At 65.0% G+C, this 12093-nt stretch carries 12 protein-coding genes; 8 read left to right on the forward strand and 4 right to left on the reverse strand.

Annotation, left to right across the window (positions count from 1 at the left end; all coding sequences use genetic code 11):
- Nucleotides 1-124: 124 nt before the first annotated feature.
- From HV765_RS02055 to HV765_RS02065, 3 genes are all read right to left on the reverse strand, one after another.
- Nucleotides 125-1123, reverse strand: coding sequence for a tripartite tricarboxylate transporter substrate binding protein (locus tag HV765_RS02055; RefSeq protein WP_054427633.1), 999 nt, complete (start codon nucleotides 1121-1123; stop codon nucleotides 125-127).
- Nucleotides 1124-1246: 123 nt separating this feature from the next.
- Nucleotides 1247-2299, reverse strand: coding sequence for a hydroxyacid dehydrogenase (locus tag HV765_RS02060; protein ID WP_175168600.1), 1053 nt, complete (start codon nucleotides 2297-2299; stop codon nucleotides 1247-1249).
- Between the two features lie 120 nt (nucleotides 2300-2419).
- The gene (locus HV765_RS02065; protein ID WP_175168601.1) at nucleotides 2420-3319 is read right to left on the reverse strand and encodes a LysR family transcriptional regulator; all 900 of its coding nucleotides are present in this window, start codon (nucleotides 3317-3319) and stop codon (nucleotides 2420-2422) included.
- Between the two features lie 177 nt (nucleotides 3320-3496).
- On the opposite strand from HV765_RS02065, the gene HV765_RS02070 reads away from it, so the two are divergent.
- The 3 genes from HV765_RS02070 (at nucleotide 3497) to HV765_RS02080 (ending at nucleotide 6367) form a co-directional block, all read left to right on the forward strand.
- Entirely contained in the window at nucleotides 3497-4681 is a 1185-nt protein-coding gene (locus HV765_RS02070) for an alpha-hydroxy acid oxidase (protein ID WP_175168602.1), read from the forward strand.
- Nucleotides 4682-4764: 83 nt separating this feature from the next.
- The gene (locus HV765_RS02075; RefSeq protein ID WP_254600402.1) at nucleotides 4765-5655 is read left to right on the forward strand and encodes a hypothetical protein; all 891 of its coding nucleotides are present in this window, start codon (nucleotides 4765-4767) and stop codon (nucleotides 5653-5655) included.
- A 4-nt stretch (nucleotides 5656-5659) separates the two neighbouring features.
- Nucleotides 5660-6367, forward strand: a complete 708-nt coding sequence (locus HV765_RS02080) for a hypothetical protein (protein WP_175169466.1) — start codon at nucleotides 5660-5662, stop codon at nucleotides 6365-6367.
- Nucleotides 6368-6441: 74 nt separating this feature from the next.
- Here HV765_RS02080 and HV765_RS02085 read toward each other — a convergent pair whose 3' ends face one another.
- Nucleotides 6442-7392, reverse strand: coding sequence for a LysR family transcriptional regulator (locus tag HV765_RS02085; protein ID WP_254600403.1), 951 nt, complete (start codon nucleotides 7390-7392; stop codon nucleotides 6442-6444).
- 68 nt (nucleotides 7393-7460) lie between these two features.
- Between HV765_RS02085 and pcp the strand changes: the two genes are divergently transcribed.
- The 5 genes from pcp to HV765_RS02110 all read left to right on the forward strand — a co-directional run bounded on the left by pcp (nucleotide 7461) and on the right by HV765_RS02110 (nucleotide 12087).
- The gene (pcp, locus tag HV765_RS02090; RefSeq protein ID WP_175169468.1) at nucleotides 7461-8108 is read left to right on the forward strand and encodes a pyroglutamyl-peptidase I; all 648 of its coding nucleotides are present in this window, start codon (nucleotides 7461-7463) and stop codon (nucleotides 8106-8108) included.
- A gap of 13 nt (nucleotides 8109-8121) precedes the next feature.
- A complete protein-coding gene (locus HV765_RS02095; protein WP_175168603.1) occupies nucleotides 8122-9021 on the forward strand; it encodes an alpha/beta fold hydrolase in 900 nt (299 codons plus the stop codon).
- A gap of 102 nt (nucleotides 9022-9123) precedes the next feature.
- Complete coding sequence (locus HV765_RS02100; protein ID WP_175168604.1) at nucleotides 9124-10053, forward strand: TauD/TfdA dioxygenase family protein; 930 nt, start codon at nucleotides 9124-9126, stop codon at nucleotides 10051-10053.
- Complete coding sequence (locus HV765_RS02105) at nucleotides 10050-11072, forward strand: Bug family tripartite tricarboxylate transporter substrate binding protein (RefSeq protein WP_082387294.1); 1023 nt, start codon at nucleotides 10050-10052, stop codon at nucleotides 11070-11072. The genes HV765_RS02100 and HV765_RS02105 overlap by 4 nt, the downstream gene beginning before the upstream one ends.
- A gap of 169 nt (nucleotides 11073-11241) precedes the next feature.
- Nucleotides 11242-12087: a transporter substrate-binding domain-containing protein gene (locus tag HV765_RS02110; RefSeq protein ID WP_175168605.1), complete on the forward strand. Its 846-nt coding sequence runs from the start codon at nucleotides 11242-11244 to the stop codon at nucleotides 12085-12087.
- Nucleotides 12088-12093: the final 6 nt, after the last annotated feature.

The following is a 12093-nucleotide window of genomic DNA, read 5'->3' on the forward strand; positions in this document are numbered from 1 at the left end:
TCGGGCAGGCCTTCCCAGGCGGGCGGGCCTATCCAATACCCACCCCGCGCACGCCCGGAAGCAATACCCACCCCGCGCACGCCCGGAAGCAATACCCACCCCGGCGCACGCCCGGAAGCGCGTGTCACTTATCCAGCCAGGGCGCGTCTTTCCACAACTGCTGGAATTCCGCTTCGCCTGCCTCCAGCTCCTTCGCGTAAGCGGTGGGCGGCAGATAGCGCAGCGGGGCGTACATGTCGCGGGCCTTGGCCTGGAATTCCGGGTCGTCTACCGTGCGCTTCACGGCATCCACCAGTTTCTCGCGCACCGCGTCCGGCAAGCCTTTGGGCGCGGCCAGCCCGCGCAGCGACGCCAATTCAAAGTCGTAACCCTGTTCCTTGAACGTGGGCACGTCCGGCAACGCCGCCGAACGCGTCTTGCCCATCTGCCCCAAAAAGCGCAGCGGCGTTCCGCCTTTCTGGTACTGCAATGCTTCACCCACATTGATCGCGCCGATGGCGATTTCACCGCCCGCCAGCGCGCCGCGCACTTCGCCCGCGCCCTTGTACGGGATGTGGCTGAGCTTGGTGTTTGACGTGCGCTCAAAGCGCAACATGGCCAGATGGTCGTCGGACCCCGTGCCAGTGGTGCCCACCGTGACCTTGCCCGGATTCTTCTTGGCATAGGCCGACAGGTCGGCCAGCGTCTTCAATTCATTGTCGTTACGCACCGTGAACGCGCCCGGATCATCGATCAGGTTGCCCAGCAGGTCGTAGCTTTTCCAAGTGAAGTTGGATTTGCGTTCGATGGGAATGGTCAGCAGGTTGGGCGTGTTGATGAAGCCGATCGTGTAGCCGTCGGGCTGCGCGCGCGCCAGCTCCGTGAAGCCGATGGCGCCGCCCGCGCCAGGGCGGTTCAGCACCACGATGCGGGCGTCGTTGCCCAAGTACTTTTGCAGGAACGGCGCCATCATGCGCGCCACCAGATCGGTGCCGCCACCCGGGCCGTAGGACACGATCAGGTTGATCGGGTGTTCGGGGTAACCGGCAGCCTGCGCGCCGCTTGCGAACGCGGCAGCGCCAGACAGCAGGGCCACGGACGCGGCCAGCGCGCGCAGCGTGCGGCGCTTGTTGGGATGTTGCATGTTGTCTCCTCGTGGGGATGTCGGCGGCTTCATGCCGCACTGTGTGTGCCGGTGCGGGCACCGGGGTATTGCTTCAGGTTCAGGGCTTCAATTCCGTTGCTTCACGTCCCGGCTTCCAGCCCCTTACTTCAATTTGGCGATGCGCGCGGCGGCGACAGGCCAGACTTCAGGGTTGACCAACTGCGGCGGCCGTTCGCCGCGCAGCATCATCACCAATTGATTGGCGGACGACTGCGCCACGTTGCGGCGGGCTTCGTGCGTGACACCCGCCGTGTGAAAGGTAGCGATCACATTGGGCAGCGCCAGCAGCGGCGCGTCGCGCGGGGGCGGTTCTTGTTGCCAGACGTCTAACCCGGCGCCACGCAGATGGCCGCCACGCAGCGCGTCATGCAACGCCGCTTCGTCATGAATGCCGCCACGCGCCGTCGATACGAACACCGCGTCCGGCTTCATCGCCGCAAAGGCCCGCGCGTCAATCAGGCCACGGGTGGATGCATCCAGCGGGCAGTGCAGCGACACCACATCAGCCTGGGCCAGCAAGTCGGGTAACGGGACCGGTTCGGCGCCACGGCGGCGGATGGTGTCGGCGTCCAGCAGCGGGTCATGCGCAATGACGCGCATGCCAAAGCCCTGCGCAATGCGGGCCACGCGCGAACCGATCTGGCCGATACCAACCAGGCCAATCGTGGTGCCGTGGATTTCATGGCCCATCAGGTCTTCACGCGTGAAACCCGTGTCGTGGCGCAGGCGGTTGTGCGATTCGACGACGCGGCGCTGCACGGCCAGCAGCAACGCGAACGTGTGCTCGGCCACCGACGCGGCGTTGCCGCCCGCCTGGTTGACGACCGCGATGCCGGCCGCCGTGCAGGCGGCCACATCCACCGTGTCATACCCCGCGCCGCCAGACGACACGCAAACCAGATCCGGGCATTGCGCGATCAGCTCGGCGCTGACGAACCAGGGGCGCGGCAGCTCGTCTTTCGCGGCGGACACGTGGTAGGCGTGGGCCGTCTTCAAGCCAGCCAAGGTGCGGGCATCATCCCCACGCGCCGGCAGCACCGACAAGGCAATATCCGCCTCTTTGCCGATGATCTGGTCGAACGCCGGGTTCAGCCACAGGTCCAGGCGGCACAGGCGCTTGGGAAAATCGTGTTGGGGGTAACCGGCATCCGGCATGTTGCGTTGTCTCCGTATCTGGGATGGTCTGCTTTTGAGGCGACTCTACCCGTGCCGAAACCGGAGATAAAGCGAATAATTTTCTGAGCTAAGCGCGACTTTTTAGAAACTATCAGCCGGTCACACCATGCCGGAGGGCGCGTCGAAGTCCAGCGTGTCTTGCGCCAGCACGCGCAAGCTTTCCAGCATGGGCCGGGTGTCGTCGCGCCGCCACTGGAAGGTGTAGGGCAGGGGGCGCAAGGCAGGCAGGCCGGGCAAGGCGTGCAAGTCGCCGCGTTGAATCAGAATTTGCGCCCACGCGGTGGGCAGGAAACCCAGGCCCAGCCCCTGGCGCAGCATGCCGGCAATGGCGCCCCAGCTGTTGCAGCACTGCATGCGGCCCGGTGAAATGCGTTGCTCGGTCAGCCAGTCGTCCAGCATGCGGATGACGCCGGAGCTTTGCGGTTGCGTGATCAGCGTCAGGCCGGGCAGGTCGGCGGGTGTCAGCGTGGCGGGGTTGGGTACGGCGCGCGGCGAAGCCACCCATTCGAACGCCGCGCTGCCGATCAGGTGCGACGCGATCGACGCGCGCGACGACGGGCCTGCGATAACGGCAAAGTCCAGATCGCCTTCCTCTAGCCCGCGCTCCACCAATTCCCCCACGCCCACATAGGGTTCCACCAACAGGTTGGGGTGCGCGCGCTGAATTTCTTCGATCAGCCGTGGCATCCACGTTATCGACGTCAACTCGCCCGCGCCGAAGCGGCAGCGGCCGGAGTAGGTCAGGTTGTTGCTGGCCTGCTGCATGAACTGGTCGGCGTTGCGCAACAGGTCTTTCGCGTGCGGCACCAACTGTTCGCCCAATGCCGTCAGCGTGGCGCTGCGCGCGCTGCGGCTGAACAGGTCGGCGCCAATGGACGCTTCCAATTCGCCGATGCGTTTGGATAGCGACGACACCGAGATATTCAGCCGGCCGGCGGCGATGGCGAAATTCTTGCAGGTTGCGGCCCAGTAAAAGGCTTCGAGTTGTTTGAGCGTCATGGCGTTGGGGTTGGCGAGTGCAAAGGGCGAGGGCGAATAAAAGTGTAATAACCAATATCGATAAAGTCACTTTATTCAAAGTGGCTGCCCGCCTATAGTCATCCGCCATTACCCCATACCCCCATGACAACAGCGCGGCGGCCCCCAGTGCGGGCCGACCGCGGCGAGGAGCCCCGGATGTTTGACCCCCTGCGCCACCTGCTCAGCCTGCACGATTTCGAGGCGGCCGCGAAGAAGCGCTTGCCTAAACCCATCTATGCCTATGTGTCGGGCGCGGTGGAAGACGGGCAGTCGGAACGCGGCAACCGGCAGGCGTTTGCCGAGTACGGCTTTCGGCCCAAGGTGCTGGTTGATGTGTCCCGCCGCAGCACACGCGCAACCGTGTTGGGCCGCGACTACGCCGCGCCGGTTGGCGTGGCGCCCATGGGCATTTCGGCGTTGTCCAGCTACCGCGGCGACATCGTGCTGGCGCGCGCGGCGGCCGAGGCGAACGTGCCGTGCATCATGAGCGGGTCGTCGCTGATCCGGCTGGAAACGGTGATGCAGGAGGCGCCCGGCACCTGGTTCCAGGCGTATCTGCCGGGGGACGATGCGCAGATCGCCGCCTTGATTGACCGCGTGGCGGCGGCTGGCGTGACCACGCTGGTGCTGACGGTGGACACGCCCGTTGCCGCCAATCGCGAGAACAATGTGCGCGCGGGCTTTTCCACCCCGCTGCGGCCCAGCGCCGGCCTGGCATGGCAAGGGATCACACATCCGCGCTGGTTGTTCGGCACCTTTCTGCGCACGTTGTGGCGTCATGGCATGCCGCACTTCGAGAACAACTACGCCACGCGCGGCGCGCCGATCCTGTCGGCCAACGTGCTGCGGGATTTTTCAGATCGGGGCCATTTGAATTGGCAGCACGTGGCGGCCATTCGCCGCCGCTGGAAAGGGCAGATGGTGATCAAGGGCATCCTGCATCCCGACGATGCGCGCACGGCGCGCGCGCAAGGCATGGATGGCGTGATCGTGTCCAACCACGGCGGCCGGCAACTGGATGGCAGCGTGTCGCCGTTGCAGGCGCTGCCTGCCGTGGTAGACGCGGCCGGCGGCATGGACGTGATGCTGGACAGCGGCGTGCGGCGCGGCACGGACGTGCTGAAAGCCCTGGCCTTGGGCGCGCGCTGCGTCTTCGTGGGCCGGCCGTTCAACTACGCGGCAACGGTGGCGGGGCAACGCGGCGTGGCGCATGCCATCAGCCTGATCGTCGAAGAGGTGCGCCGCAATATGGGCTTGCTGGGCGTGGTGGACTTGAACGGCGTCAACGGGGACTGCGTGCAACGGGTGGGTGACAGGCGAGAGGATGGCGTGGAAGTCTAAGACGTGCCGACTAGGACTCGCCCACTAAGACTGTCATAGAATGCGGGCACCTTACGCACGGGACGCCGTCCGCTGAAATCACCTTGCCTCATTCTTCGAACGCCCCTCGTTTTTCCCTCCGCCTGATCTGGCGATGCGCCGCGCTGGCGTTGGCGCTGTGGATGCCCGCAGTGGCGCATGCGCAGCCGGCCGAACCGGCCAAGGATTACCTGAAGGTCACCGAACCCATCGGCGGCGACTTCGCGCTGTGGGGTTATCCGGCGTCGCAGCTGCGCCAGATCCTCTTCCGCGAAAAACTTTATCGGCCCCTGAATGCGTACGAGTTTGTTCAGGTGAAGGCGCTTGGCCCCAAGCAAGACGGGCAGCCGATCTTGATGGCGGTGTCCAACGATTTCATGGGCGTCGGCACCATCCTGATCGCCGTGCAAAACGGCACGCCGCTTGCCCGCGTGTTGAGTCCGACGGTGGATATCCGAGACCCGGACATGGGGCTGGCGCAGCCGGGCCGCCAGGACTTGCTGCTGTTCACCGCCGGGTCGCGGGCGCTGGTCACATCGACCGGGCAGGTGTTGTGGTTCGAACATGCGCGGCCGAAAGAATATGTGCATGGCACCCCTTTGCTGGTGTCCGTGTCACCCGACAACCGAACCGGCGCGCTGCTGCTGGACAACGAGATCCGGCTTAGCCGGGCGGGCGCAGGCCCGTACGCGACGGTGCCGTTTACGAAGCCAATGCAGAGCGACGCTTTCAAATCCTTGTGGGACGAGAGTTCGCAGGCCGCCAAGAAGGCGCTGGACGCCGGCCAACGCATTGACCAGCGCCGCCTGTATGCCAATCTGACAGCGGCCTGGATCAACCGGAATTTCAGTTGGCAAGAAGGCAAAGACGGATGGCGGCTGCAAGGGCGGGGCTTGACGTCTACGCCGCTGGCGGTATCCGCAGCTTCCTCTACGCCATCCCGCCAGGAGCCATGACGTGATGCCGACTTCTACACTCCTTTTCGCCCAGCGCGCCACCGTGTTTGCCGGCATATTGCTGCTGGCCGGATGCGCCGGCAGCGCCGATGTCTATGAACGGCACGTCCGCACCGAAGACGCGAACCCCGCCGATGTGGTGCTGACGCTGGATGTCGCCTTTGCGCAGGCGCCTGACTACGACCCCAAGACGAATGTGTACGGCGGCCCGGCCAAGCCGGGTTCGTCCCGGCAGGCCACGCCTGAGCGCGTGGAGTATTCCGGCTACCCCAGCATTGATGTGCCGTTTTATCAAAAAGGAATCGGGTTCGACCTGGGCGTGGTGGGCGATCCGCGGGCATTGCTCGCCTTGCCGTACCCATCGCCCGCCGCGCGAACCACGTCGGCGCATTTGCAGATCTTTGGGGTACGCCAGGACGCCACGCATTACCGCTTCGTCGTGCTGCCCAGACAGGGCTGGAACAGCTACCAGAGTTTCCAGGTGTCGTTCGCCGTCAACGGCCGCCGCGAGGGCATGACGTTTGCCTACAGCGACAAGCTGGTCTGCGACAGCGCCTTCGACGTCACTACGCCGACCTACGGGTTTGGCATGTCGGTCGCGGCAAGCTTTCCGGGCGGCAAGCCAGGGTGCCTGAAGGCGTGCGACGCACGGCCGGGGTACCCGGGATACTGCGCGTTCGGTGCGGATGTGGCGTCGGTGCTGGCGAAATAGCGCGGCATCGACGCCGTATTGGCGCCGCATTGACGCCGAATCGACGCCGAATTGACGTCGTCTTGGCGTCGCACTCAGCGCGCCATGTCTTTCACGGCCTGCTCGATCAGCCCCTGTAGCCACGTCTGCGCCGCATCGCCCGATGTTCGGCGGCTGCTGATCATGTCGACGGCGAATGGCCCCGGGTCCACCTCCGCCGGCAAGGCGCGCAGGCTCAATTCAGGCCCCGCCAAGCGCAGCGCCGCACGGCGCGCCAGCGTGGCGATCAGGTCCGTGCCCGCCACGGCATGGGGCAGGGCGACGATGTGCGCAAACGTGCAGGCCACGCGGCGCTTGCGCCCCAGACGCGCCAAGCTGACATCAACCACCCCGCGCGCCGAGCCGTCGTCGCTAGGCACGAACAAGGCGTGCGGCAGCGCCACATAGCGGTCCAGCGTTAGCTTGCGTCCACGCAAACCCGGGTGCTGCTTGTCAGCGATACAAACAAAGGTCTCGTCGTACAAAGGCGTCACGCGCATGCGTTTGGGGGGCGTCAGATGCCCGCCGATGGCGACGTCAACCATGCCGTTGTCCAACTGTTCGTAAAGGGTGGCGCGGTCCAGGCGGGCGACGCGCAGGTCGGCGCCGGGCGCTTCGCGGCGCAGCCGGGCCACGATGTGCGGCACCAGCACAATGTCGGCGTAGTCGCTGGCGGCCAGCGTAAAGCGCCGCCCCTGCGCCGCGCCCGGGTCGAATACCGTGCCTTGCGCCAAGGCGCCTCGAATCTGGTCCAGTGCGCTGCTGATGGCGGGCATCAACGCGACGGCGTGTTCGGTGGGCTGCATGCCATCGGAGGTGCGCACGAACAATTCATCATTGAACACGCGCCGCAAACGGTTCAGCGCGCTGCTCACGGAAGGTTGGGCGCGATGAATGCGTTGGCCGGCCAGCGTCACATTGCGCGTTTCGAACAGCGCTTCGAAGGCGACCAGCAGGTTCAGGTCTACGGCAGATAGATTCATATGGACAATAGTACGAATAGTCATTATCGATTTCAAGAATCATGCTTGCCGCTTCTACCATGACCCGCATGGATACCAACAAGGAAGTGGCCGTGCCTACCGTACTGATTACTGGAATCGAACCCTTTGATGGCGAAACGCTGAACCCGTCCTGGGAAGCCGCCCGCCAGCTGGACGGCAGCATCATCGCTGGGGCCCGCGTGGTGGCGCGCCAGTTGCCTTGTGTGATTGGCAAAGTGGTGGGCGTGTTGCGCCACGCCATCAACGAGGTGGAACCGGACCTGGTGATCTGCCTGGGGCAGGCGGGCGGGCGCAGCGATGTGTCGGTGGAACGCGTGGCGATCAATGTGGTGGATGCGCGCATCCCAGATAACGAAGGCCATCAGCCCATTGACGAACCCATCGTGGAAGGAGGGCCGGCTGCGTACTTTTCGACACTGCCCATCAAAGCCATCGTGCGCGACTTGCGTGCGGCGGGCGTGCCGGCGTCCGTATCGTCCACGGCCGGCACCTATAACTGCAACACCATCTTCTACGGCCTGGCGCATCTGATCGCAACGGAGCGCCCAAGATTGCGCGGCGGCTTCGTCCACGTGCCGTATCTGCCCGAGATGGCCACCCGCCATCCTGGCGCGCCCAGTCTGGCGCTGGACGTGCTGGTGCGCGGCGTGAAGACCATGGTGGCGACGGCGCTTGCCGTGAACCAAGACATCAAACTGGGCGCGGGCGCGCTGCATTGATCGGGGCATAACGATGAACACGACATTGAACACCGCTGACGCGTTCGCCCTTGATGGCGTGGCGTTTCAGCATCGCAGGGTAATGGTGGACGGCCTGGGGTATCACGTCGTAGCGGGCGGCGCAGGCCCCGCGCTGATTCTGTTGGCCGGCTTTCCGCAAAGCTGGTACGCGTGGCGGCGCGTGATGCCGTTGCTGGCGCCGCACTATCGCGTGTTCGCCATCGACCTGCCTGGGCAGGGGGATTCCGACAAGCCGCTGGATGGCTACGACACGCGCAAGGCCGGTGAGCGCCTGCGCGCCCTGTTTCACACGATGGGGCAGACGCGTTATGCGCTGGCCGGCCACGACATCGGCGCGTGGATCGCGTATCCCTACGCCGCGCGCTACGCCGACGAAGTGGAACGCGTGGTGTTGCTGGACGCGAACATTCCCGGCGTGACGCTCAAACCCGCCATTGAATTGGGGCCTGACAACTGGAAAAGCTGGCACTTCCTGTTCAACAGCGTGCCGGATCTGCCCGAAGCCTTGCTGGCGGGGCGCGAGCGCATCCTGATCGAATGGTTTTTCTCGCGCAAGACGGCGAACAAGCCGGGCGTATTCAGCCGCGCGGATATCGACGAGTACGAACGCGTGTATCAAACCTTGGGCGGTTTGCGTGGCATGTTGGGCTACTACCGGGCCGCGCAGGAAAGCGCCGCGCAAAACCGCGTCTTGCGCGATTCGCCCTTGACCGTGCCGGTGCTGGCGCTGGGTGGCGCGCAAGGCAGCGCGCCCGATCTGCACGACGCCTTGAAGCCGCTGGCGCTGCACCTGCAAGGCGGGGTGCTGGAGGCGTGCGGCCACTATTTGCCAGAGGAACAGCCGCGCGAATTGGCTCGGCGCATGCTGGCCTTTCTGTCAGAAAAGCGCTAACGATATACGCGAAAAACACAGTATTTTCACATTGCGTATCGGTATTTGTTGAGCGAGTACGCGGCCCCTATGCTGTTTTTACCGAACAGATAGGGGCGGCACATGAGCACACTGGTACACACGCGGCTGGACGTCCGGCCGCTTTCCGTTTTTACCGGCGCCGAGATTCACGGCGTGGATCTGACGCAGCCGTTGACGCAGGACGAGGTCGACGGGATCAAGGCGGCGCTGCTGCGCTGGAAGGTCATCTTCTTTCGCGATCAGCATATCGACCACGCGCAGCATCTGGCCTTTGCGCGGCGTTTCGGGCGGCCGACATCGGCGCATCCTTACGACGCCAACCCGCCGGAAGGCTATCCGCAGATCCGCACCATTTCTTCCGCGTCCACCACGGGGCGTCGTGGCGAACGCTGGCACACCGATGTGACCGGTGTGGTGAACCCGCCCGCGGGCTCCATCCTGCGCGCCGGGCGGCAAGTGCCGGCCTTTGGCGGCGACACCTTGTTCACGAATCTGGTGGCCGCGTATGAACACTTGTCGCCCGCGCTGCGCGCCTTGGCTGACGGCTTGTGGGCGCGCCATCAATTTGGCGGATTCAACGGCGACTTCGATAACCAAACCGTCTACGCGCAACGGGTGCAGGCCAGCCCCTTGGTGTCTGAGCATCCGGTGGTGCGCGTGCTGCCTGAAACAGGCGAGCGCGCACTCTTCGTGAACCCGGGCTTCACCCGCCGCATCAAGGACGTGAACGAAGAAGAAAGCCGCCATCTGTTGAACCTGTTCTTCGAGGAAATCACGCGGCCGGAATACACCGTGCGCTTCCGCTGGCAACCCGGCAGCATCGCTTTCTGGGACAACCGCGCCACCGCGCATCAAGGGCCGGGCGACTTCGCCTACCTGGACGTGGAGCGGGTGCTGTACCGCATCACGCTTGAGGGCGACGTGCCGGTGGGCGTGGATGGCCGCCATTCCAACGCCGTGCTGGGCAAACCGTTCAGCGCGTTCGGCGTGGACACGGGAGCGGTGGCATGAGCATCAAACGCAAATCCGCATGGCGTGCCGGCTTGGGGTTGTTGGGCGGCGTGGTGTTAGGCGCCGGGCTGCTCAGTAATTTTGCGGGCTCCGCACCCGTTCCGGGCGAAGACGCCAACCGCTATCCGAACCGGCCGGTCAAGATCGTGGTGCCGGTGTCGGCAGGCGGCAGCGCCGACAAGCTGGCGCGCACCGTCGCCCAGAAGCTGGGCGAGAAATGGCATCAGAGCGTCGTCGTAGAAAACCAGCCGGGCGCCAGCAGCGCCATCGGTAACGCTGCGGTCGCGCATGCGCGGGGTGACGGCTACACCTTGCTGCTGGCGGGCGACGCCTTGTCCTTGAACGCCTTGCAACCGGGCAAGCTTCCGTATGACCCGGTCAAGGACTTGCAGGGCGTGACGAAGGCCGTTGTGAACCCGCAATTGCTGGTGGTGCGCCCTGGCCTGGGGGTGAAGACCTTCCAGGAATTCGTGGCGTTGGTGAAGCAGAAGCCAGGCGAAATTTCGCTGGCGCTGCCAGGCGGCACAGGCAGCTTGCAGCACTTGGCGGTTGAACTGCTGAACGAGCGCATGGGCGCCAAGACCAATCAGATTCCGTATCCGGGCGGGGGGCCGGCCACGCTGGACGTGCTGGGCGGCCACGTCGACGCCATGCTGATCACCCTGGCCGCCGCCACGGAAAACGTGCGCAACGGCAAGCTGGTGGCGCTGGCGGTGACCACACCGTACCGGTCGAAGGCACTGCCCGATGTGCCAACCATCCAGGAGGCCGGGCTGGCGGACTACGTGGTGGAGAGCTGGCAAGGATTCTCGGTGCCGGCCTCCACGCCGCGCGCCGTGGTGGACCGCATCAACCGCGATGTGGTGGCCGTGCTACGCGAACCCGAAACGGCCGCATTGCTGGAAAACCTGGGTTTCACGATTGCCGCCACATCGCCCGACGCGGTGGACCAGACCGTGCGTGATGACATCGCGACCTATCAGCGCGTCATCGCGTCGGCAGACGTGAAGTTGAAGTAGGCGCGCGCAGCGGCCGCACACCGCAGGCGCACGCAGTCCGCGCATGAAGTCGGGCGCATGCAGGCGCGCGCGGCGGCCCCCGCATATTGATATCTGAAAGTCTTCTTTGTCTTGCCGGGACGGCGCAAGCAGCATGGACATCCGTTCAATGCAAATGACAAGAACCCTCATGGCTACTCATAAGAAGACAGCGGGCAGGCCCCGCGCCGCACACGCCCTGGCGCTGGCGCTGACGTTCGCGGCAGGCGCGGCCCACGCCGACGCCACGCTCGACAAGATCAAGCAGCGTGGCACCGTCACCATCGGCGTGCTAGCCAACGGCGGTGTGTTCGGATCGCTGGACCCCGCCACGCAGCAGCTGGTGGGCTGGAACCCGGAACTGGCGCGGGAGCTGGCCAAGGGATTGGGCGTGAAGGCGGAACTCGTGCAAGTGCAGACGGCCACGCGCACGCAGTTTCTGATCTCGGGCAAGGTGGACTTGCTGATCGCGTCCATGGAACTGAACCCCGACCGTGCCGACATTCTGGGCTACGCGCCCACGCCGTTCTTCCGGGTGGGTGGCGCGGCCGCCACCTTGAAGACCAGCGGCATCACAACGTGGGAAGACCTGCGCGGCAAGCCCGTGTGCGTGTCGCAAGGCAGCAGCTTCGCCAAGCCTTTGTCGACGGACTACGGCGCGGTGGTCAAGGGCTACAAGAGCTCGTCGGATTCGTTGTTGGCGCTGCGGGGCGGCCAGTGCGTGGCCGCTGTGCACGACTCCACGCTCATCCACCCCTTGCTGCGCAACAACCCGGAATGGGCGGACTACCACGCGCCCATCAAGACCGAAGTGCTGCCCGCGAACTCGGTGGTCTGGACCCGCAAGGGTGAAGCCGACACCATCGCCGCTGTCGATCGCGTGGTGCAGGACTGGCACCGCAGCGGCTGGCTGATCGCCACGGAAAAGCGCTTGGGGCTCGAACCGGCGCAACCGCTGCTGCAAGAACTGAACGCGAAATTCAAGCAGGGCAGCTAAGCGCTT

Origin of the sequence: Achromobacter kerstersii (genome assembly GCF_902859595.1) — a bacterium.
GTDB lineage: Bacteria > Pseudomonadota > Gammaproteobacteria > Burkholderiales > Burkholderiaceae_B > Achromobacter > Achromobacter kerstersii.